Annotated in this window: 21 protein-coding genes; 6 read left to right on the forward strand and 15 right to left on the reverse strand. The window is 37.8% G+C overall.

What is annotated here, in order from left to right; genetic code table 11:
* Positions 1–473 precede the first annotated feature (473 nt).
* From HZ311_RS02005 to HZ311_RS02020, 4 genes are all read right to left on the reverse strand, one after another.
* On the reverse strand, positions 474–671 hold the full coding sequence (locus HZ311_RS02005) for a cold-shock protein (protein WP_010735111.1): 198 nt from the start codon (positions 669–671) through the stop codon (positions 474–476).
* Positions 672–884: 213 nt separating this feature from the next.
* Complete coding sequence (locus HZ311_RS02010) at positions 885–1277, reverse strand: hypothetical protein (RefSeq protein WP_023519901.1); 393 nt, start codon at positions 1275–1277, stop codon at positions 885–887.
* Between the two features lie 205 nt (positions 1278–1482).
* Positions 1483–1941, reverse strand: coding sequence for a GNAT family N-acetyltransferase (locus tag HZ311_RS02015; protein WP_178946448.1), 459 nt, complete (start codon positions 1939–1941; stop codon positions 1483–1485).
* Between the two features lie 173 nt (positions 1942–2114).
* Entirely contained in the window at positions 2115–2312 is a 198-nt protein-coding gene (locus HZ311_RS02020) for a cold-shock protein (protein WP_010735111.1), read from the reverse strand.
* A 304-nt stretch (positions 2313–2616) separates the two neighbouring features.
* Here HZ311_RS02020 and HZ311_RS02025 point away from each other — a divergent pair, with 304 nt between their 5' ends.
* The gene (locus tag HZ311_RS02025) at positions 2617–2991 is read left to right on the forward strand and encodes a hypothetical protein (RefSeq protein ID WP_023519902.1); all 375 of its coding nucleotides are present in this window, start codon (positions 2617–2619) and stop codon (positions 2989–2991) included.
* A 480-nt stretch (positions 2992–3471) separates the two neighbouring features.
* Here HZ311_RS02025 and HZ311_RS02030 read toward each other — a convergent pair whose 3' ends face one another.
* Positions 3472–4818, reverse strand: a complete 1347-nt coding sequence (locus HZ311_RS02030) for a glucose-6-phosphate isomerase (protein ID WP_178946449.1) — start codon at positions 4816–4818, stop codon at positions 3472–3474.
* A 111-nt stretch (positions 4819–4929) separates the two neighbouring features.
* Positions 4930–6279, reverse strand: a complete 1350-nt coding sequence (gene gdhA, locus HZ311_RS02035) for an NADP-specific glutamate dehydrogenase (protein WP_178946450.1) — start codon at positions 6277–6279, stop codon at positions 4930–4932.
* A 112-nt stretch (positions 6280–6391) separates the two neighbouring features.
* Between gdhA and HZ311_RS02040 the strand changes: the two genes are divergently transcribed.
* On the forward strand, positions 6392–7651 hold the full coding sequence (locus tag HZ311_RS02040) for a BaiN/RdsA family NAD(P)/FAD-dependent oxidoreductase (protein ID WP_010735106.1): 1260 nt from the start codon (positions 6392–6394) through the stop codon (positions 7649–7651).
* Positions 7652–7764: 113 nt separating this feature from the next.
* Here HZ311_RS02040 and ybaK read toward each other — a convergent pair whose 3' ends face one another.
* Genes ybaK through HZ311_RS02055 form a run of 3 tightly spaced genes read right to left on the reverse strand, consistent with a single transcriptional unit; the run spans position 7765 to position 10212 of the window.
* Positions 7765–8250, reverse strand: coding sequence for a Cys-tRNA(Pro) deacylase (ybaK, locus tag HZ311_RS02045; protein WP_010735105.1), 486 nt, complete (start codon positions 8248–8250; stop codon positions 7765–7767).
* A 20-nt stretch (positions 8251–8270) separates the two neighbouring features.
* Positions 8271–9026 carry a type I 3-dehydroquinate dehydratase gene (gene aroD / locus HZ311_RS02050; RefSeq protein WP_023519905.1) on the reverse strand — a complete coding sequence of 252 codons (756 nt, stop codon included), beginning with the start codon at positions 9024–9026 and terminating at the stop codon, positions 8271–8273.
* A 16-nt stretch (positions 9027–9042) separates the two neighbouring features.
* Positions 9043–10212: a class I SAM-dependent rRNA methyltransferase gene (locus HZ311_RS02055; RefSeq protein WP_065095976.1), complete on the reverse strand. Its 1170-nt coding sequence runs from the start codon at positions 10210–10212 to the stop codon at positions 9043–9045.
* Positions 10213–10597: 385 nt separating this feature from the next.
* Between HZ311_RS02055 and HZ311_RS02060 the strand changes: the two genes are divergently transcribed.
* The 3 genes from HZ311_RS02060 (at position 10598) to HZ311_RS02070 (ending at position 14509) form a co-directional block, all read left to right on the forward strand.
* The gene (locus HZ311_RS02060; RefSeq protein ID WP_414099168.1) at positions 10598–12796 is read left to right on the forward strand and encodes an LTA synthase family protein; all 2199 of its coding nucleotides are present in this window, start codon (positions 10598–10600) and stop codon (positions 12794–12796) included.
* A gap of 485 nt (positions 12797–13281) precedes the next feature.
* Positions 13282–14010 carry a hypothetical protein gene (locus HZ311_RS02065; RefSeq protein ID WP_019722957.1) on the forward strand — a complete coding sequence of 243 codons (729 nt, stop codon included), beginning with the start codon at positions 13282–13284 and terminating at the stop codon, positions 14008–14010.
* Positions 13997–14509, forward strand: coding sequence for a P-loop NTPase family protein (locus tag HZ311_RS02070; protein WP_178946451.1), 513 nt, complete (start codon positions 13997–13999; stop codon positions 14507–14509). Before HZ311_RS02065 ends, HZ311_RS02070 begins: the two co-directional genes overlap by 14 nt.
* A gap of 77 nt (positions 14510–14586) precedes the next feature.
* Here the strand turns inward: HZ311_RS02070 and HZ311_RS02075 are convergent, their stop codons facing one another.
* The 3 genes from HZ311_RS02075 to HZ311_RS02085 are packed head-to-tail and all read right to left on the reverse strand — an operon-like array spanning position 14587 to position 17076.
* The gene (locus HZ311_RS02075) at positions 14587–16029 is read right to left on the reverse strand and encodes a sensor histidine kinase (RefSeq protein ID WP_019722958.1); all 1443 of its coding nucleotides are present in this window, start codon (positions 16027–16029) and stop codon (positions 14587–14589) included.
* On the reverse strand, positions 16029–16745 hold the full coding sequence (locus tag HZ311_RS02080) for a response regulator transcription factor (protein ID WP_010735098.1): 717 nt from the start codon (positions 16743–16745) through the stop codon (positions 16029–16031). Before HZ311_RS02080 ends, HZ311_RS02075 begins: the two co-directional genes overlap by 1 nt.
* Entirely contained in the window at positions 16726–17076 is a 351-nt protein-coding gene (locus HZ311_RS02085) for an SdpI family protein (RefSeq protein ID WP_010735097.1), read from the reverse strand. The genes HZ311_RS02080 and HZ311_RS02085 overlap by 20 nt, the downstream gene beginning before the upstream one ends.
* A gap of 142 nt (positions 17077–17218) precedes the next feature.
* Between HZ311_RS02085 and HZ311_RS02090 the strand changes: the two genes are divergently transcribed.
* Positions 17219–17992 (forward strand): Cof-type HAD-IIB family hydrolase, encoded by a 774-nt coding sequence (locus tag HZ311_RS02090; RefSeq protein ID WP_010735096.1) that lies wholly within the window; start codon positions 17219–17221, stop codon positions 17990–17992.
* 293 nt (positions 17993–18285) lie between these two features.
* On the opposite strand, the gene HZ311_RS02095 is transcribed toward HZ311_RS02090, so the two are convergent.
* From HZ311_RS02095 to citF, 3 genes are read right to left on the reverse strand one after another with little or no spacing between them, the layout of a single operon-like run.
* Complete coding sequence (locus HZ311_RS02095) at positions 18286–19680, reverse strand: oxaloacetate decarboxylase subunit alpha (RefSeq protein ID WP_178946452.1); 1395 nt, start codon at positions 19678–19680, stop codon at positions 18286–18288.
* Positions 19681–20220, reverse strand: a complete 540-nt coding sequence (citX, locus tag HZ311_RS02100) for a citrate lyase holo-[acyl-carrier protein] synthase (RefSeq protein WP_023519909.1) — start codon at positions 20218–20220, stop codon at positions 19681–19683.
* Entirely contained in the window at positions 20213–21745 is a 1533-nt protein-coding gene (gene citF / locus HZ311_RS02105; protein WP_023519910.1) for a citrate lyase subunit alpha, read from the reverse strand. Before citF ends, citX begins: the two co-directional genes overlap by 8 nt.
* Positions 21746–21747 lie beyond the last annotated feature (2 nt).

The raw sequence follows: 21747 nt of genomic DNA on the forward strand, positions 1-21747 counted from the left end.
TAAAAATATTATTTGTATTTTTTACAGATAACTTTTTATTTTCAAATAATCTTTTCTACTTACACTGTTCACTCGGTTTTAGGAGAAGAAAGAATATTTAGAGTTAGCTTTGTCTCCAGCTTACCTTATATATATTTTATTGACTAGCGTTATCTAACATACGCATCAATAGTACAGATCACTTGCTGACATTATTTTACCAACACATTGATGCGGCGTAACTGCCGTTGTTTTGGTGTATCTTCATTCCGTTGATGCTTTCTGTTCTAGTTTTAAAAATCTTACAATACATTTTCCTTTTTATGTACATACTGTTTTAAATTTTAAATCTCAATAAGCCTAAGTATACCCTTTTACATGATTTAGTATATATCATAAATTAGCTTTATTTAACTCTCTTTCCAAATCTTATTATTTGATAAAAAGACAAAAAAACCATCTCACAAGGAGATGGTTCAAAGTCGTCTATTGAATTATTTATTGATATTTACTGCTTGTGGTCCACGTTGACCATCTTCAATATCATAAGTAACTGCTTGACCTTCATCTAAAGTCTTAAAGCCTTCACCTTGGATGGCTGAAAAATGTGCAAACACATCTTGTCCATCTTCACCAGTGATAAATCCAAAACCTTTGTCTGAGTTAAACCATTTTACTGTACCGTTATTCATATATATTTCCTCCTATTACGTAAATCATACGTGTTTTGTTGCAATTAACATTACTTGGTAAAAGGAGTTTTTATAGTGTGAATATATCGCTCAGATTACGTTTCAAATTAGATTACTTATTTAATATACCATGTATTACCTAAGAATACAAATATTTACGCTTATTCTTTTGATTTATCATTCTAGTAGTATAAGTTTGTACCATTAATATTTTTATTTTGTCAATTTGTACTCAATACCATGGATCGTAATATTTTTGATAGTATCAGGCCATCCCTTGGTCTGCCATTTCTCTTCATTTGCTTGTTTTTCGATTTGATCAGCACCTTGGTTATAAAACTTCACTTGGTTTTTATTATACCAAGGATCTTTATGTGGATTTGGACTTAATTGGTAGCGATATTTCCCTGGGTTGATTTCATACCCTCTGTTCGTACCACCAAATGACGCTTCTCTCCATTTATACTGTTTTCCTTCTATTCTCATGGTACAGCCTAGAAGATAAGTGCCACCTTGCTCCTTTGCTGCCGCATCTCTACTATTCCAAAACATACTCCCACTTAATAAAACTGTTATACCTAAAATAATCACTAAAATTCTCTTCATGAAAAAATTCTCCTATCAGTATTTTTGAATTCGCTTAATCTTACAAATAATCTGTGAAAAACATATTGAATTTCCCTTGACTTTTACTAAGAATGAGCTTATGAAAACATCAAACCAATGTTCAATAAATACGAACAAATATGTCTGCATACTTGTTTTACTTATTCAAATAACTGATTAATCGCTTAGTATGAGCCGCTCCTATTCATTCGGATTTTTCATTCATCAAATTTTTTTTTAATACCCGCATCAATCGTCCAAACCGATCATTTTCCTTAGTTATTTCCCGATATCCCCATTTTTCATATAACCCTTCATGTTGAGTTGTTATATATACACTGCCGAAACCAATTTCCTTTAGTTTATTTTCACCTGTTGTAACTACTTTTTGGCTGATATGCTTCCCTCGATATTCTGGCGCGACAAAAACAGTGGCAATGTTAGGCGTGTAGTCCTTCGTATCAATAATGTCTTTTTTTACAAGAGTACAAAATCCTACAACATGATTTCCATCTTTTGCAATAATCACGGATTCCCAATCTGTAAATTCTTGTTTTTCCATTTTTTCTGCTATATACTTTGCTGCTTTCCATTCAAATTGACGGATAGAATTAGCTACTGAAAGCCAATCAGAATGTTCTTGGGTTGTAATGACATATTCCATATACTTTTCCTCTTTTCTAATTACTTTAAAAGCATTTGATTCTTGCGATCTCTACCTACTGATTATTAAATAATAGTTTACTTGATTTTTCAAATGTTTCCAAAATTTTCATATCTATTCCAAATAACAAAAAAACCATCTCACAAGGAGATGGTTCAAAGTCGTCTATTGAATTATTTATTGATATTTACTGCTTGTGGTCCACGTTGACCATCTTCAATATCATAAGTAACTGCTTGACCTTCATCTAAAGTCTTAAAGCCTTCACCTTGGATGGCTGAAAAATGTGCAAATACATCTTGTCCATCTTCACCAGTGATAAATCCAAAACCTTTGTCTGAGTTAAACCATTTTACTGTACCGTTATTCATATATATTTCCTCCTATTACGTAAATCATACGTGTTTTATTGCAATTAACATTACTTGGTAAAAGGAGTTTTTATAGTGTGAATATATCGCTCAGATTACGTTTCAAATTAGATTACTTGTTTAATATAGCACGTATCAGCTAAGAACACAAATAATAACTCTCGCAAAACATCATTAGAGTTTATGATACCTATCTCTAGTCAAAACAAGTTTAATGTAAGTAATTATTATTATCACGCTAATTTGGATGCGTTATCTTTTTACAATATATATATATAAAGTGTACGATAAATAAATAATATATATGGGAGAAATTATAATAAAAAAAATTGTTTTTATTGGTATGGTAACTAGTCTTCTTTTACTCGCTGCTTGTGAGACAACTACCTCAAAAAATACAGAGTCAGATAACCAATCTATAAGTTCAACGAGTAATATCGAACTAAATTCAATAAATGAAAAGAGTTCGTTTCAAGAAAATTCATCAATATTTCAACCTTCACAAATTCAAGAAGCTATAAATTCTACTCAATCATCTGAGGTAACAACGGAATCAACGGCTGCTTCTTCGCCCCTTGTAGGTAATGCAATAACCTCTCAGGAACGAGCAATGCAAGTACTTATCAGTGATTCTCCTGAATTACAAAATGAGGATATCGTGGTTACTTTCTATAAATAATTGAATCAGACTATCTATTCAATACACAAAGTAAATCAATACTTGAACAAGGAGGATCAGGATCGGTAGGTTTTTATCGAGTTTCTAAGGAAGGAACGATCACAATAACTGATGCATACGGAAACGCAGTTTAATTTTTTAACAAAAAAATTTAGTAGGCTTTATTTGTCAATAAACCTTGATCAAACTATACTACCTCCATAAATATATTTCTCACTCCAATTATACTTAGTTACAAAGAAGTATCTATCCCCCAGATATATGGTCACCTCTCTCTCCTTGTCAAAGAACGTGCTGTAAGTAAATCAGATGATTTTTTAAACAATCAAGATAAAAAGCATCTGGTCAACTGGTCCAATTTACATCAAAAAAAAGACAGCCAATAATCGGCTGTCTTTTCTGCATGTAGTACCATTAAAATAAAATGGCACCTACATGTTTAGTCGTTTTCATTACTAAGAATCTTCTCTAACCCCCATCTTACAGGCGTTCGTTCAATTCTTTCGCAAGGTCTTCAAACCCTGGTTTGCCTAGTAAAGCAAACATGTTTTTCTTGTAAGCTTCTACTCCTGGTTGGTCGAATGGGTTGATGCCATTCAAGTAACCTGAAATGCCGACAGCAATTTCAAAGAAGTACATTGTGTAACCTAATGTGTAAGCATCCATTGTAGGGATTTTAACTAATAGGTTTGGTACATCGCCGTCTGTATGAGCTAATAATGTACCTTCAAAAGCTTTTGTATTTACAAAGTCAATTTCTTTTCCTTGTAAATAACCAAGTCCGTCCAAGTCTTCTGCTTGTTCAGGAATTGTAATTGATTTACGTGGTTTTTCAACTTTTACGATTGTTTCGAAGATATTGCGACGTCCTTCTTGGATGTATTGTCCAAGTGAGTGCAAGTCTGTTGAGAAGTTTGCACTTGAAGGGTAGATTCCTTTTTGGTCTTTACCTTCTGATTCGCCGAATAATTGTTTCCACCACTCAGAGAAGTATTGCATTCCTGGTTCGTAGTTGATCAACAATTCAGTAACTTTGCCTTTACGGTAAAGAATATTACGCATTGCTGCATATTGGTAAGCTTCGTTTTCTTCAAGTTTGTCGCTTGAATAAGCTTTGCTTGCATCGGCAGCACCTTGCATCAAGGCATCGATATCTGCTCCGCTTGCGGCGATCGGTAGCAAACCAACTGCTGTCAATACAGAGAAACGTCCACCGACGTCATCAGGAATCACAAATGTTTCCCATCCTTCTACGTCTGCTTCTACTTTAACAGCCCCTTTTGCTTTGTCTGTTGTAGCGTAGATGCGTTTGTTTGCTTCTTCTTGACCATATTTTTTAACAAGTAATTCTTTGAATACACGGAATGCAATGGCTGGCTCAGTCGTTGTTCCTGATTTTGAAATGACATTTACTGAGAAGTCACGGTCGCCGATCACTTCGATCAAGTCAGCAAGATAAGTTGAGCTGATTGAGTTTCCAGCGAAGAAAATTTGTGGTGTTTGGCGTTTGTCGCTTCCCAACAAGTTGTAGAAGGTATGTTGTAAGAAATCGATTGCTGCACGAGCACCTAAATAAGAACCACCGATACCGATGACCACAAGGACTTCAGAATCAGATTGGATTTTCTTAGCAGCAGCTTTGATACGAGCAAATTCTTCTTTGTCGTAGTTCGTAGGTAGGTCGATCCATCCTCGGAAATCGCTACCTGCGCCAGTTCCTTCTCGTAATAATTTGTCTGCAGCAGTAACTTGACTCTGCATATAGCCTAACTCATGTTCATTGACAAATGGTGCAACTTTTGAATAGTCAAAATGAATGTGTGCCATTTTTGTTCCTCCTTAAAAGTTTCAATCTACAGATATACTTTACGTTTTTTTTTATTATTTTTCAAGCAAATATGCGAGAAGCTTCTAATATTTGCAAGAAACTTCCATTTTTTAGACTAAACCTTGCATAGCCATTACTTTTGCGACTTTTTCAAAACCTGCCACATTGGCACCAAGCAAAAGATTTTTTTCGTTGCTAAATTCTTTGGCAGTTTGACGACATGTTTGATAGATCGTTGCCATGATCTCATCAAGTTGCGCATCAACTTGGCTGCTTTCCCACACCAATCGTTGTGAATTTTGGCTCATTTCTAGCGCAGATACAGCTACACCACCAGCATTGGCAGCTTTTCCTGGACAATACCAGATGTCTGCTTTTTCATAGACTGAAACAGCATCTAATGTGGATGGCATGTTCGCACCTTCTGCGACGATCTTCACGCCATTTTCTACAAGGATCTCTGCCAATTGTCCGTCGATTTCATTTTGCGTTGCACAAGGTAAAGCAATATCAGCCGCTTGTTTCAAAGTCCAAACCGATTCATTTGCGTGGTATTCAGCTGATGAGCGTTCTTTGACGTATTCTGTTAAGCGGGCTCTTTTGACTTCTTTCAATTCTTTTAATAGATCAAGATCGATACCTTCTGGGTCATAGATATAGCCACCTGAATCAGAACAAGTAACCACTTTCCCTCCTAATTCATGGACTTTTTCGATTGCATAGATTGCCACATTCCCACTACCTGAAACCATCACTGTTTTGTCAGCAAATGAATCTTGTTCTTCGTTCAATAAGTGTTTCACATAATAAACTAAGCCATAACCTGTTGCTTCTGTTCGGATCTTACTTCCCCAGAAATCTAAAGGTTTCCCTGTCAAAACGCCTGCATCATATTGTTTCAGTCGTTTATAGGCACCATACATATAGCCGATCTCACGAGCACCTACACCGATGTCGCCTGCCGGTACATCAATTGAAGGTCCGATATGTTTTGCCAGTTCCAACATGAAACTTTGACAAAAGCGCATGATTTCATTATCCGATTTTCCTTTTGGATCAAAATCACTTCCGCCTTTACCGCCACCGATTGGTAGGCCTGTCAGGCTGTTCTTGAAAATTTGTTCAAATGCTAAGAATTTTAAAATACTCAAATTGACACTTGGATGAAAACGTAAGCCACCTTTATATGGTCCGATGGCTGAATTGTATTGGATTCGGTACCCACGATTCACTTGCCAGTTTCCTTGATCATCTTGCCAAGGAACACGGAATTGGATCACTCGTTCTGGTTCTACTAAAATCCCTAGAATATTTTTTTCAATGTATTCTGGATTTTTTTCTAAAAATTGGATGACCGTAGGCATAAATTCATCGACCGCTTGCAGAAACTCGATTTGGTCGTCATCTTTTTGGTGAAGTTTTTCTTGTATCGCTTGTACGTATTCTTTTGCATTTGACATAGGTTCACGCTCCTTTATTCATCTGACTTTATTTTAGCTTATTTCAATCATAGGTCAAAACATTTTCTGCGAATCGTCTTCAAATATGCTACACTCTCTGTGAGGTGAGAAAATGGAAAAAACTTATGACGTGATTGTTGTTGGCGCAGGAACAAGTGGCATGATGGCTGCAATCAGTGCAGCCGAGTATGGTGCCAGTGTCTTGTTGATCGAAAAAAATAAAAAAGCAGGTAAAAAATTATTGATGACTGGTGGCGGTCGATGTAATGTCACAAATAATCGCCCTGTTGATGATTTGATTGCGCATATCCCAGGAAATGGTAAATTTTTATATAGTACGTTTTCTCAATACAACAATTTTGACATCATGGAATTCTTTGAAACACAAGGGGTTCACTTAAAAGAAGAAGATCATGGACGAATGTTTCCAGTGACTAATAAATCTAAAACGATCATTGAAGCACTGGTTCATCGTCTGAATGAATTGAACGTCACGATGTTTTTTGGTGAACGTGTAGAAAAATTGATCCATAAGGACAACCAAATCTATGGTGTGCGTACTGAATTTGATGAATTTAAAGCAAAATGCGTCATTTTGACGACTGGTGGACGCACCTATCCTTCTACTGGTGCAACGGGTGATGGGTATAAATTGGTCAAAAAAGTAGGCCACACGATCACACCACTTTATGCAACAGAGTCTCCTTTGATTTCTGAGGAATCATTTATTGCGGATAAAGTGTTGCAAGGTCTTTCTTTACAAGATATCACGTTACGTGTCTTGAACCAAAAAGGAAAAGTGATCACGGAACACACGATGGATCTTTTATTTACCCATTTTGGGATCTCTGGACCAGCAGCTTTAAGGTGTTCCAGCTTCATCAACAATGAACTACAAAAAACGCAGGCACCTGTAACTGTTTCTTTAGATTGCTTCCCGACGAAATCAGTCGAAGAACTGATACAGGAGTTAGTGGAACTAAGTAAGGAATCGAAAAAGAATTTGATCAATGCGTGGCGTGGTTTTCTACCTGAACGTCTACTCCAATTTTATCTTGAACGTCTAGAAATGACCGAACTAACTGGTAGCCAAACAACCGAAAAACAAATCCAAGAATTTGCTGAATTATGTAAAAACTTTGAGCTATTGATCCATAAGACATTTCCCATCGAGAAATCTTTTGTTACTGGTGGTGGCGTTTCATTAAAAGAAGTCAATCCAAAAACCATGGAAAGTAAAGTATTGAACGGATTGTTTTTTGGCGGTGAATTACTTGATGTAAATGGGTATACAGGTGGCTTTAATATCACGGCAGCTTTTGCTACGGGGCGTGTTTCAGGGATGCACGCAGCCATGCAAAGTCAATGGTAAGAGACAAAAAAGCAAAACATTGCTTGAATGAAACATCCATGAAAGGCAACGCGTGTCGTTCGCCTTTCATGGATCGATCTTTCAGCATTTGTTTTGCTTTTTGTTTGTGGTTTTTAAATTTTGATATCGACAAATGTTGCATTGGTCAACTCAGCGATTGCTTCTGGAGCAAGTTCCATTTGCAATCCGCGCTTTCCAGCAGAAATAATGATCTGGTCATATTCTTTTGCCTGTTCTTCAATAAATGTTGGGAATAATTTTTTCATACCAATTGGTGAACAGCCACCCCGAATATATCCGGTCGTTTTTTCCAAGTCCTTGAGATGGAGCATTTCTACTTTTTTATTGCCGGAGACTTTTGCTAGTTTTTTTAAATCAAGTTCAGTGCTTCCAGGGATAACGGCAACGATCGGACCTGTGTTATTCCCCACTGCTACTAATGTTTTAAAAATTCGTGATTCACTTCCTGGCAACTGAGCAGCAACGGATGAGGCACTGATATGTGCTTCATCCCAAGCATATTCATGTTCTGTATAAGCAATCTTTTTTTGTTCTACCATACGTATAGCATTCGTTTTTACTGGTTTCTTCTTTGCCAAAATCTTCACCTTCGTCTAGCTTAATTTTCATTGAGTAAACTAATGATTTGTTTTAATTCTTTAACTGGTAATTGGCCAGGTGCAGAAGCTCGTGTCGCATCTAACGCACCGAAAGTGATGGCTGAACCTGTCACGTTGCCTGCAAGTCGAGAGACCATGCCAAGCTCACCCATTGACATAGTGATTAGAGGCATTGACACAAACGCATGTGCACGACGAGTCAATTCCATCATCCGTAAAACATCACGTTCATTATTTGGCATCACAGCAATTTTGCCGATACTTGCACCAAAATGTTCCATCATATTCAAACGATACAGCAAGACCGGATCTGCTGGTGTTTCTTTAAAATCGTGACTACTGATGACCAGTGGGATCTGGCGGCGGTGGATATCATGGAGCAGATCCTTTTCCATACTTTCGATTTTGAACAACTCAATATCTAGCATTTCCACTAATTCTGTGTCGATCAAAAATTTATACAGATCGTGATAGTCTTTGATTGAAATATCTTGCGTTCCACCTTCTTCTAAGGTTCGAAAAGTCAAAAGCAATGGAAGTCTTTCTAACATTTCATAGATCAGTACTAACGTTTCCTTTAGTTGTTCTTTGTTGAAGACATCCTGATAACAATCAAGACGCCATTCAGCCAAATCAGCACCGGCTTCCCTCGCCAGGATTGCTTCTCTCAGAAGTTCTTCGCGAGTTGTACCAGTCAAGGGCGCACAGACTTTTGGACGTCCAGTACCAAATCTTACTCCTTTTACTTGAAACATTTACTTCACGCCCTCTCTATTTTTTTATTTCATAAACAAATACCTTTAAATAATTTCCTTCTGGGAAAGAATCAATGGTTTGAAAATCATCAGGCAAACGATAAACACCGCTGATTTGGTATTCATACTCTGCAGAGATTAGTTCATCTTCGATCATTGCTTGAAATTGATCAATCGACACATTGGCTGCATTTGTTGAGGCAATCAAAATTCCTTCATCGGCTAAGATCGACAAGCTATCTTTCACTAATTCACCATAATTTTTGGCTACACGAAAGACTTTTTTCTTGTTCCGAGCAAAACTTGGAGGGTCCAAAACGATTACATCATAAGAGAAACCTTTACGTTGGGCATATTTAAAGTATTCAAAAACATCCATGACGATGATTTTATGGGCATCCGGTGTCAACCCGTTGACCTCAAATTGTTCACGAGTTTTTTTCAAACTTCGTTTTGCTAGATCGACACTTGTCGTTTCTGTTGCCCCACCCATAGCAGCAGCTACAGAAAAAGCACCGGTATAGCTAAACATATTCAGTACTGATTTCCCTAAAGCTAAGCCATCGATCAATGCCCCTCTGACTTCTTTTTGATCAAGGAAAATTCCTGTCATCAGACCTTCATTCAAATAAGTGGCATAAGTCACTCCATTTTCTTGGACAAGTAGTGGTTCTTTGGCCTCTTCTCCAGTCACATGCTGGCTCTCCGGTAATCGTGTTGTTTCAAAGCGAATTTTTTCGTAGATTCCGACAATTTCAGGATAAGCAGCTTGAAAAGCTTTTAATAAAACTTCACGAGCCAAATATAAGGTTTCATTGTACCAAGAAAAGACAGCAAAGCTATCGTAGTAGTCAATGATCAAACCACCGATCCCATCCCCTTCTCCATTGAACAAACGAAAAGCTGTTGTCTGCTCATCATTAAAATAGCTTGTCCTTTTTTCTTTAGCTGTCAGAAATTTTAGTTCAAAAAATGATTGATCAAATGGTTCATCCTTTTGACTGAGTACCCAACCAATCCCTTTGTTTTGTTTTCCTAAATAGCCTTTTCCTAAAAATTTTCCTTGCTGATCAATTAACTCTACCCATTCCGTCGTTTTTTTCATTTGGACTAGATCTTCTTCTTGGATCAATGGATAGCCTTTTAAAAATTTTTTGACTGCTCTTTTTTTTATTGTTAGTTTCATTGGCTCACCTGCTTTTTCATTCTCCCTTTTAGTATAACAAAAAACACGCTTCTTGTCTTAGAGATTCCTTGTCTTATAGGTAGTTTCCCTTAGAAAAGAGCTAAAATAAAAACTCCTTATCTCCCACTAAAACGAAATGCACAGTGTTCCGAAAGTAGCTCCTTCAGAAAAAAATTTGAAAAACGACAATTTGAAGAATGATTTCCGATTTTCCATGATGATTTCTCAGTGCTGCGCACTTTTGTCCTCCCTATTCATGTGTAGATTTTTGTACAAAACTTAGCGATCTTAAAGAAAATCTTAATCTATCAAGCTTGATTTGTACTTTCAATTGACACTATTTTGGTCTACTAGTAAAATGGTTAGGAGTATGTGAGTCGTGAGTATGTTTCATGTCACTCTTTTTTTATGTAAGAGTGCAGAAAGGAAGATTAATTTGAAAATAAAAACACCCGCTTTTTTAAATAAAAGGCTCGGATTTTTTTCTTTACTAGCAGTTTTGTTATGGGTCAAAACGATTGCTACTTATCTATTTGATTTCCATTTAGGGATCGATAGTGGCATCCAATATTTTATCTTGTTCATCAACCCGATCGCAACGACTATCCTTCTTTTAGGGATTGCCTTATATGTTAGACGAACGAAAGCAGCGTATATCACGATGCTAGTCATCTATTTCTTGTTGACCTTGCTCTTATTTTCTAACATCATCTATTATCGTGAGTTCACTGATTTTATTACGATCAACGCGATCCTAGGCGCCGGAAAAGTCGCAAGTGGTTTAGGCGAAAGTGCCTTACGGTTATTCCGTCCTTATGATGTCCTTTATTGGATCGATATCATTTTGATCATTGCACTTTTAGCAACGAAAAAAATCAAAATGGACCCACGTCCTGTACGCGCTCGAATGGCGTTTGCTTTTACTACATTAGCAGTGATGATCTTCTCTGGAAATCTATTTTTAGCTGAAGCAGATCGCCCAGAGTTATTGACACGTACATTCTCTCGTGATTATCTAGTTAAATATCTTGGACTGAACGCGTTCATGGTATACGACGGTATCCAAACTTACCAAACGAACCAAGTACGAGCTGAAGCAAGTCCAAATGATATGAAAGAAGTAGCAACTTACGTCAAAGAACATTATGCGCAACCAAACCAAGATCTCTATGGATTAGCTGAGGGTAAGAATGTTATCTATATCCATTTAGAAAGCTTACAACAGTTTGTGATCGATTATAAACTGAAAGACGAAAATGGCGTAGAACATGAAGTAACACCTTTCTTGAATAGTTTATTCCACAGTAATGAAACATTTAGTTTTGACAATTTCTTCCATCAAGTAAAAGCTGGAAAAACAAGTGATGCAGAGACATTGATGGAAAATTCATTATTCGGTTTGAACCAAGGATCGCTATTCACTCAACTTGGTGGTAAAAATACTTTCCAAGCAGCACCAAATATTTTAAAACAAACAAAAGGCTATACCAGTGCAGCATTCCATGGGAATGCTGGTACATTCTGGAACCGTAACGAAACTTATAAGAGTTTTGGATATGATTACTTCTTTGATGCTTCATACTATGACGTGAATGACGATAACTCATTCCAATACGGTTTACATGATAAACCATTCTTTGAACAATCCGTCCAATATTTAGAACGGATGCAACAACCCTTCTACTCAAAATTCATTGCTGTATCGAATCACTTCCCTTATTCAAAATTCACGAATGAGGAAGCTGGATTCCCAGTAGCTAATACGAACGATGAAACAATCAATGGTTACTTTGCGACAGCTAACTATTTAGACACAGCGGTAGAAGAATTCTTCAACTATTTAAAAGCAAGTGGCTTGTATGAAAACTCAGTCATCGTCTTATACGGTGACCACTACGGGATCTCTAATACAAGAAACAAATCTTTAGCTGAATTAGTTGGTAAAACAAGTTCGACATGGACAAATTTTGACAATGCAGCGATGCAACGCGTGCCATATATGATCCATATCCCCGGACAAACAAAAGGTGGAATCAATCATACGTACGGTGGCCAAGTAGATGCTTTACCGACATTGCTTCATTTGTTAGGTGTTGATTCAAAAAATTATATCCAATTAGGACAAGATCTTTTCTCACCTGATAATAACCAGTTAGTCGCTTTCCGTGATGGTGACTTCGTTTCACCTAAATATACCTATTATGGTGGATCTGTCTACGATACCCAAACAGGTGAAGTCCTATCCGATATGACTGAAGAACAACAAGCAGAAGTTACTGCCTTACGTGAAGCAGTCAGCAAGCAACTCGCCGTTTCAGACCAGATCAACAATGGCGATCTACTTCGATTTTATACAGAAAGTGGTTTAGAACCACTTGATACTTCTAAGTTTGATTACAAAAATGGCTTGCAACATCTAAATGATGCCGAGCGTTCACTTGGTGACAAATCAACAAGCGTCTTCAGTGAGAACAACAATCAAACGACACAAAATCTTTACGAAACAAAAACTTTCCAAGATATCCATGGTATTCCTACCGAGGAACCTACGGATAGTGAAGATGCAGTAGAAAACAACGAATGAACAACGTGAGAATAAGTAGCGAATGTTATCACTCAACGAACAGCACTCGAGGAAATCCTTTCTTCGGGTGCTTTTTTTGATCTAATAACTAGCGATATAAATAGATTTGCTTATTTCTACTCAGTGATTTTTTTTACCCGCACGATTGAAAGTGCAAAGAGATGCTACTAATCATATTCGATGCATCTCTGTCCCCTCATACATACTCTAAGTCTGAAACGATTAAGATCCCAGACAAATCATTTGATTCTTGGGGACTCATCGCTCGTTCATAAATCTTGAAATTGATACATTTCCCTATTAGTTTTTGCACTGGATCTCATAGTAGGACCAAAAGAATAGCGTCACTAAAGAAGTTTTTTATACGCCTTCAGGTTCCTTTTGCTTGTCCTACTTGACCAGCCTTCCTTTATTTCGGTTTTTCACTAAATGATTTTCATACTTTATTCATATTCATTTTTTATACTATTCTTGAGGTGAAAAGTATGAATATGATCCGTTATTCTACCGCACGATTACTTTATTACAAAAAACAAACATTTCTATATACTTTGTTTTCAAGCTTTTCTGCTTTTCTATTATTGATCAGCTTTAACTTATATAATCTACAAACCACTTTACACAAACAAATCCAAGATCGGGTGTTGATATTTGATGCTTCTGATGTCAAAGAAAACTTGCCTTCATCAGAAACGCTTCAACAAGCCTATCTGGTTGTGATCAGTTGTATACTGGCACTGTTTGCCTTGTGTTTCTTTTTTTTCTTTTTACTCTCACTCTATCGTCATCGTATGGAAATCATCAATTGGCGATTAGCGGGTCTTTCCAAACCAAAAATGTTCTTCTTTGTTTTTTGGCAATCCTTGATTCCATTAGTTCTGAGTTGTCTTGGCGTTCTTTTGATCGTTTTTGCTTTCCAAAATGGCTATCAAGCTTTACTCCAAAAAATCAATTTGGCTCTGTTAGATTTCTTCGAACTACCGAATTTACCAAGTGTCTTTTCTTCTGGAAATGGTTTATCGATCTCGATTGATCAAAATAGTTTTTTCATGATCGATTTTTTTAGCGATAACTTTTTAGTAGATACCTTAAAAGGGATCGGACAGACGATCATTTGTTTAGTTAGTATTAGCACATTACTTAGTACCTGTCTTTTCATGATTTCAAATCGACTTTTAAAAAGAAAGAAGCTGATCATTGATGAACCAACATGATTCAATGATATCATTTAGCGGTTTTACTGTTCTGATCGGTTCGAAAGCCGAACAACAGGTGATTTTCACAGAGATCAAAGCACAACTCCTTGCTTCAGAACGAACTGATCTGATGATCGTTCAAAAAAATTGGCCGTTCTTCCCTTATCTTAATTTAAAAGAACAAGTATTTTTGGACATCCCCGAAAAACAAAAAAAAGCCAAACAGGAACAAGCGCAAGATAAGCTAATGATAGATTCCTCGTTGCTCAAAAAATCAGTAAGTGAATTGAGCACGTACGAAAGAATCAAATTGCAACTGATGCATGCGATCCTCGCCGATAAAAATAAACTGATCATCGAAGACCCTATCGATGATTTGTCGATTATCGAGATTCAAGATCTTTTGACAAATCTTTGCGATTTAGTCAACGATCATTCTTTTTCGATCTTATTGTTGACTCATGATCTTTCGATTGCCGAAAGCCCATATGTCACTGATTGTAAAGAAGCGAGTTGACTTGTGCTTGTTGATCTTCATAAAAAAACCGTTAAAACAAGAGAGAAGCCTTGTTTTAACGGTTTTTGATTTAGTTATCATTCGATTTCAACATCTGGTAATTTTACAGTAAATGTCGTTCCTTTTCCTAACTCACTTGTTACGTCGAGTTTTCCTTTATGCAATCGAACTAATTGTTGAACGATCGGTAACCCTAAGCCGGATTCGCCATATTTTGTATTTTTTCTAGATGGATCAACTTTGTAATAGCGATCCCATATGCTTTTCATTTGTTGTTCTGACATACCAATACCAGTATCGGTCACTTTGATGATCGTTTCAAGATAACCTTTTTCTAATGTGACTGTGATCGTTCCATTTTCAGTGAATTGGATCGCATTTTGAATAATGTTGACCATGATCTGTACAAACCGATCATAATCAGCGTATACGTCTAATTGTTCAGGTGCTTCTAAAATCAATTGATTACCCGCAGCTTCTGCTTTTGCTTCCAATTGAGCAACAATGTTTTTTAACGTTTCTGTCCCATCAAATTTTTTGATGACCATACTGATTTGATTCGTTCTGATTTTTTCATAATCTAGATTCTCATTGACTAGACGAATCAAACGTTCAGTTTCATTTTTCATTAATTTAATGGCATTTTCCCGTTGGTTTTCTGGGATGGCATTATACTCTAAGCCTTCTAACAAGCCATTGATGGTTGTTAAAGGGGTCCGCATTTCATGGGAAGCATCTGCCATGAATTGTCTGCGCCGATTCTCTTGTTCCTCGATTTCTGCTCGTGATTCTTTCAGTGAGTTGGTCATCTTATTGAAATCATCTGCTAATTCATCAAATTCATCTTTGTCATTTACAGGTAATTGCACATCGAAGTTGCCATTCGTGACTTCTTTTGTAGCATTTCTCAAACGATTGATCCGTTTGACTTGGAAAGCCGCAAAGGCATAGCTTGCGATGATTGCAATAATACTTGAGAAGATGAAGCCTTTGAAGAGATTCAAGGTGACTGATCGCACGCTATTGTCGATGTTTCTGGCTGGTTGGCTTACAACTAATCCCCCATAAAACTCATGATTCAAGTTGAAAGGAACCAAAGCATAGGATGTGGCTTGATTCTCTCCTGAGATATTTTTATTTGAAGTAAACTTGACTTGGCGACCGCTTCTCAAACTTTCCCATTGATCTGCTGTAATCGTAAAATTCAAGTAAACCCCAGCAGTTGGATAAATCACTCGCTCATATTTATCAATAAAGATAAAATTGACATTTTGTTCAGTTAATACTTGTTCAGTCAGTTCCAACGCATTTTGGAATGCTTGATCTTGATTGAATTGAGGAAACGTATCCGCAAAGGTTTGGGTCGTTTTCTCCACCGACTCGGCATAACCAAAAAGTTGTTGGTAATTATTTTCTTCGATGGTCTGCTTGGTCAATTGCGTAAAAGAAATACCGACGATCAAGATGATCATCGCGATCATCCCACAAAATGCCAGTAATTGTTGGTATAAATAGCGCATCAGGCAACACCTGAATCATCAAATTTATAGCCTACTCCCCAAACGGTCTGGATCACTTGTGGGCCTACTTTCTCGATTTTTTGACGCAATTTTTTGATATGGGCGTCGACGGTTCGTTCATCACCAAAATATTGATAATCCCAAACGAGTTCCAATAACTGTTCTCTTGAAAACACTTGTCTTGGTTTTTTTGCTAATGTAAATAAAAGATCAAATTCTTTTGGTGTCAATCCATCGATCGGTTGGTTATTCAAGTAGGCTTCACGCGTTTTCGTATTCATCTTGAAGTGATCGGTTTGGATGTCAAAATTTTGATCAGATAATGGATTTTCTTCTTTTGTTTCTACCAATTCGCTACGACGGTGTAATGCCTTCATACGTGCAATCAATGTCAAGGGACTAAAAGGTTTAGTGACATAGTCATCAGCTCCCATCTCTAAACCGATCACTTGATCACTTTCAGAATCTCGAGCGGTCAACATGATGATTGGTACTGTACTAGAAACTTTTCGGATTTCTCGTCCAACCATCATGCCATCCATTGTCGGAAGATTAAGATCCAACGTGACCATATCCCAATGTTGCGGATTCTCTAAAAACGCATCTAATCCTTCTTTTCCGTCGTATTTGAAGGTTGCTTCCCATCCTTCATTCAAAAAAAACATCTGCATCATTTCAGATACGGATTGATTATCTTCAATCATTAAAATGTTCATGCTCGTCTCCTCCATTTATCAAATCGTAAGTTTGTAATTTTTTTTCTGTTAATATAAAAATCGGCATGATCGGAAACACTAAGACCAACATTTCAATAATAAAAAAATTGGTATGTCCTGTGATTTTTAATCCGTAGCCGATCAAGGTCATCAATAATCCGAAAATCAAGAAATATTTTCCGCTTGTTCGTTGGGCAATCCGCCAATGTTCGTCGGATCTTGTGGCACGTTCTGAATGATAACCATAGAAAGGTAAATTACCTTTAGAAGGCAAAATTAAAAATAAGAGCCCTATCAAGGTCAAAAAAAGACCAACTGTTAAAAAAATCATGATTTCACTCTCCAATCTCTGTCTATAGTATACTCTAAAATGGTTGCTGAACCAATAAGTTCAGTAATTCTTCACGAAACGTTTGTCTTTTGTTCATTCTTTGATAAGATAAAGATAGTCAAATGAAAAAGGAGTTTTATTTGTGACAAACTATCAAGCAATCACATTTTTCGATCTCGATGGAACTTTATTAGATGGACATTCTAAAATAACTCCTGAGATCGCCGCAGCAATCCAAGTATTAAAAGAGAATGATATCCTACCTGTTATCGCTACTGGACGGACAGAAATGGAAATCAAACAAATCATGCGTGATGCGGGTATTACTTCCGCTGTAACAATGAATGGTTCTTGCATTAGCGTAGAGGGAGAAGAAATTTATTCTGTACGCTTTTCTAAAGAAGAATGTCAAAAAATGCGTGACCATATCGAAGAGCAAGGTCATGCCCTTTGTTTTTATAATAGAGAGAACATTTGGAGTACTCATCACACAGAGACCATGAGAAAAGCTTATGGCTTTATCCATTCAGATGTGCCACCAATCGATCCTTCCGCTTTTCAGGATCATCCGATCAATATGTTGCTGATTCTTTCCGAATCAGGTGATGAATATTATCATGAACGTTTCCCAGACATGACTTTTTACCGCAATAGTCCTTATTCGATTGATACGGTCAGAAAGGGTATTTCAAAAGGTGCAGGCGTCAAACACTTAAAAGAAACGTTACAATTGGAAAATGTTCCGACTTTTGGTTTTGGTGACGGACCGAACGATTTTGCCTTACTCGAAGCTTGCGATCACAAAATCGCAATGGGCAATGCCTATGATGAGTTAAAAGAACTTGCAACCTTCATTACGAAGAAAAATACCGAAGGCGGGATCGTTCACGCATTGAAGCATTTTGAATTGATTTGATTGTGGAACTGCTTAAACATGACAAAACAAAATAGCCGTCACTTTAACAGAGGACGACTATTTCTACTATACCGAATGAAATTTTTGGCGCCTTTTTTAGCGGCGCTTTCCAAAGGGACTGTTCAAGCAGTTCCTTTTTTATTGTTAATCTCGCCCAAGACTGAGGATTCAGACATCGCCCCTAAGTCCATGAGTAGGGAATTTTATCTACTCAACATCTCTAAAATGACATATATCCACCTTTATTTTACTATCTCTCAACTGCGGCTAAAAACCGAATCCTTGTTTTGACATCAGTCCATGTCGATCATCACTTCAACCGTTTGCAGTGGTACGTCATAGAAGCGGTCTTCGCGACGCCCTAAGAAATCTTTGGCTTGTTGAGGGAACAAGGCATAGCTTAAAAGATCTTCTGGTGATTTTGCATACTCACTGATTTCTTTTTTGAGTAGCGACAATTGAGGTGCTAGTAAATCTGCGGGTCGTTCCTGGATCACTTGTTCATCACCAATGATTGTTTGTTGGATGGCTTCAGCGATTGGTGCTGGAGGACGGCCGTACAACCCTCGAACATATTCTTTGATTTCAGTTGGGACGAGTTTATATCGCTCACCAGAAAGTACATTCATCAGCGCTTGCGTTCCTACCATTTGGGACAACGGAGTAACGAGTGGCGGAAAGCCAAGATCTGCTCGAACTTTTGGCACTTCTGCTAATACTTCTTCATATCTCTCTTGTAATCCTTGTTCCGTCAACTGACTTAATAAATTAGATAACATACCGCCAGGCACTTGATAAATCAATGTTTTAGGTTCAATGTCCTTGACTTTAGGATTTAACATCCCTTCTTCGCGAAAACGATCTCTGATCGGATTGAAGTATTCTGCTATTTTTGTTACTTTTTTCATATCTAGCCCTGTCTCATAGCCCATTTCTTCAAGCACCAAAGCCATTGATTCAGTTGCAGGTTGGCTCGTTCCACCCGCAAAAGAAGAGATAGCCGTATCGATGATGTCCGCCCCTGCTTCAACTGCTTTTAAATAGGTCATTTCAGCGATCCCACTTGTTGCATGGGTATGGACTTCTAATGGTAATGGAACAGCATCTTTGATTCGACTGATCAATTTGTAACCCGTTTGCGGGGTCAATACGCCCGCCATATCTTTGATACATAACGAATCTGCTCCAGTATCCGCCATTTCTTTTGCTAACCTTACAAAATAATTGATCGTATGGATCTCACTCGTCGTATAAGAAATAGCTGTTTGGCAATGACCACCAGCTTCTTTAGCTGTCACAATAGCAGTCTGTAAATTTCGGACATCATTCAATGCGTCAAACACACGAATACTATCAATGCCATTCTTGATCGATTTCTCGACAAATTCTTTGACTACATCATCTGCGTAATTTTTGTACCCAAGGAGGTTTTGTCCTCGAAGCAACATTTGTAGCTTTGTTTGTTTGACTTGTGAACGAATCATACGCAAACGCTCCCATGGATCTTCATTTAAGAAACGTAAGCACGCATCAAAGGTAGCGCCACCCCACATCTCTAATGAATGGTAGCCTGCTTGATTCATTGTTTTCAGGATTGGCAACATGTCTGCTGTACTCATTCTTGTGGCAATCAAGCTTTGTTGCCCATCACGCAAAACGGTTTCCATCATTTGGATTTTTTTTGCCATTTACTTCCTTCCTTTCTCAACAAGTTGCTGGATATGTGTGCGTATCATTTGAAGGGAATGTTTCTGTTCGCGACTACAAACTTTGGCTACTTCGTTACACACGTAACATGTCCGTTGGTTATATCCCAGCATCTCGCGACTCAACTGCTGCATCTTTCCTTCTTCCCAAAAAAGTACATCAAGATCAACTAATCGACCATAGGGGCATGTTTCTTCGAGTTCGATCATGCGCTTTTTTAGTAGCTCTTTTCTTAAAGGAAGAAGCAAAAAATACTCGTAACCTGTTTTTTTCTTACGGTACAACTGGACCAATGGAGTGACTTCTGAAACACATTCTTCTATAGCTTCGACCACTATATGAAAGACTTGTGCGATTTCTTCTGACGTTTTGACAGGACCTGGTATATTCGTAGTTGCTGAAAGCAACACATGTTGTGGATTTGCTACCAATAATTTTCTTTGTCTTTTAGCACGGGCCTCTCTTGCGATAAGGATCTCTTCATGCGTCACAATTGGTCCATTGAATAATTTGCTACACATTTTTGACCACGTCGATCAATGTGCCATCGCGATATTCCACCAAGGCAACGATTTTTTCGCCATACTGGAGGGCTGAAGGCTCGCCAACGATGGCATATGCTTTTTGTTTAAGCTCGTCAATCGTATATTGCGGTATATCTACACCCTTAAAATACTCGATCAGATCTTGACGTTCAGGATTGATGGCGATACCTACTTCCGTAACTAAGACATCAATGCTAGTTCCGGGAGTCACAACCGTATTGACATGATCAACAACAGTGGGTATCCGTCCACGAACGAGTGGCGTGATCACCAGGCTCATTTTACAACCCATGCTTGTATCTGGATGCCCGCCAACAGCTCCACGAATCACTCCATCTGAACCAGTCATGACATTGACATTGTAAGCCGTATCGATTTCTAGCGCAGACACAATGGCTGTATCTAGCTGATTTACCATAGCACCTTTACTTGCTGGAGAAGCATACATACTTGCATCTATTTCATAATGTTGGTTGTTTTCACCTAAAGAAATCGCAGATAAATGATCGAAATCCTGGACATCAATAATCTTTTCTACTAAACCTTCCTCCAGTAATTCCACCATCGCATTTGTAATTCCACCTAAAACAAAACTAGCAGTCATTTGGTCTTTCAACATTGCTTCGCGTAAAAAACGGGTAACTGCCAGTGCCGCACCACCTGTGCCAGTTTGAAAGGAGAATCCCTGTTGATAATAAGGCGAATGAGTGATAACTTTTGCTGCATACTCTGCGATCAAAAGTTCTTTAGGATTTTTAGTAAAGCGTGTCGCACCTTTGGCAATGCCTTCGGGATCACCTATCGCTTCCACTTCTACAACATAATCGACATCCGTCTGTGCAATACTGATTGGGATATTAGGAAAAGAAACTAATGTATCTGTGAGGATGACCACTTGATCCGCATATTTTGCATCGACCATGGCATAACCTAGTGATCCGCAAATGGCCTTTCCAGTGGTTCCATTGGCATTTCCATATCCATCTGAACTCGTCGCCCCTAAAAAAGCGACATCAATATGCAGATCACCGGATGCAATTGCTCGCGCTCGTCCACCATGGGAACGAATGATTACTGGTTTTTCCATGATTCCTTGCGAAATCGCTGCACCTACTTTATCCCGCAAACCGCTTGTGGTAATTCCTGTCACAACGCCATTTTTTATATGATCAATCAAAGGTTCATGGACATTTGCGATTGAACTTGGTGCGATCGTGATATCTTTGATTCCTAACGAGGCAATCTCTTCCATGACCTTATTAAGTACAAAGTCTCCTTCACGGAAATGATGATGAAAAGAAATCGTCATTCCATCTTTCAGCCCTGTTTTTTCAATGGCTTCTTTGAGACTTCCCACTATTTTTTTCTCATTTGATCGGACAGGATGGATGTTTCTACTGGCTTCCTTGTATGGTTCAATATGGTCCAACTCACCTTCGTACAGACGATGAGCAACTGTTGCTGTTTGTGGAATCTCTTTGCCAACTTTATTTACAACCATTT

The sequence above is a fragment of the Enterococcus mundtii genome, from assembly GCF_013394305.1.
Classification (GTDB): Bacteria; Bacillota; Bacilli; order Lactobacillales; family Enterococcaceae; genus Enterococcus_B; species Enterococcus_B pernyi.

What these genes read in the sequence shown, in the direction of transcription:
- HZ311_RS02070 (WP_178946451.1), top strand. Translation starts at nt 13,997, where the DNA reads ATGAACCAACATGATTCAATGATATCATTTAGCGGTTTTACTGTTCTG.
- HZ311_RS02015 (WP_178946448.1), bottom strand. Translation starts at nt 1,941, where the DNA reads ATGGAATATGTCATTACAACCCAAGAACATTCTGATTGGCTTTCAGTA.
- HZ311_RS02025 (WP_023519902.1), top strand. Translation starts at nt 2,617, where the DNA reads ATGGGAGAAATTATAATAAAAAAAATTGTTTTTATTGGTATGGTAACT.
- HZ311_RS02080 (WP_010735098.1), bottom strand. Translation starts at nt 16,745, where the DNA reads ATGAACATTTTAATGATTGAAGATAATCAATCCGTATCTGAAATGATG.
- HZ311_RS02020 (WP_010735111.1), bottom strand. Translation starts at nt 2,312, where the DNA reads ATGAATAACGGTACAGTAAAATGGTTTAACTCAGACAAAGGTTTTGGA.
- HZ311_RS02060 (WP_414099168.1), top strand. Translation starts at nt 10,598, where the DNA reads ATGTTTCATGTCACTCTTTTTTTATGTAAGAGTGCAGAAAGGAAGATT.
- aroD (WP_023519905.1), bottom strand. Translation starts at nt 9,026, where the DNA reads ATGTTTCAAGTAAAAGGAGTAAGATTTGGTACTGGACGTCCAAAAGTC.
- HZ311_RS02095 (WP_178946452.1), bottom strand. Translation starts at nt 19,680, where the DNA reads ATGGCAAAAAAAATCCAAATGATGGAAACCGTTTTGCGTGATGGGCAA.
- HZ311_RS02065 (WP_019722957.1), top strand. Translation starts at nt 13,282, where the DNA reads ATGAATATGATCCGTTATTCTACCGCACGATTACTTTATTACAAAAAA.
- HZ311_RS02010 (WP_023519901.1), bottom strand. Translation starts at nt 1,277, where the DNA reads ATGAAGAGAATTTTAGTGATTATTTTAGGTATAACAGTTTTATTAAGT.
- HZ311_RS02040 (WP_010735106.1), top strand. Translation starts at nt 6,392, where the DNA reads ATGGAAAAAACTTATGACGTGATTGTTGTTGGCGCAGGAACAAGTGGC.
- HZ311_RS02085 (WP_010735097.1), bottom strand. Translation starts at nt 17,076, where the DNA reads ATGATTTTTTTAACAGTTGGTCTTTTTTTGACCTTGATAGGGCTCTTA.
- HZ311_RS02055 (WP_065095976.1), bottom strand. Translation starts at nt 10,212, where the DNA reads ATGAAACTAACAATAAAAAAAAGAGCAGTCAAAAAATTTTTAAAAGGC.
- citF (WP_023519910.1), bottom strand. Translation starts at nt 21,745, where the DNA reads ATGGTTGTAAATAAAGTTGGCAAAGAGATTCCACAAACAGCAACAGTT.
- HZ311_RS02005 (WP_010735111.1), bottom strand. Translation starts at nt 671, where the DNA reads ATGAATAACGGTACAGTAAAATGGTTTAACTCAGACAAAGGTTTTGGA.
- HZ311_RS02030 (WP_178946449.1), bottom strand. Translation starts at nt 4,818, where the DNA reads ATGGCACACATTCATTTTGACTATTCAAAAGTTGCACCATTTGTCAAT.
- gdhA (WP_178946450.1), bottom strand. Translation starts at nt 6,279, where the DNA reads ATGTCAAATGCAAAAGAATACGTACAAGCGATACAAGAAAAACTTCAC.
- HZ311_RS02075 (WP_019722958.1), bottom strand. Translation starts at nt 16,029, where the DNA reads ATGCGCTATTTATACCAACAATTACTGGCATTTTGTGGGATGATCGCG.
- citX (WP_023519909.1), bottom strand. Translation starts at nt 20,220, where the DNA reads ATGTGTAGCAAATTATTCAATGGACCAATTGTGACGCATGAAGAGATC.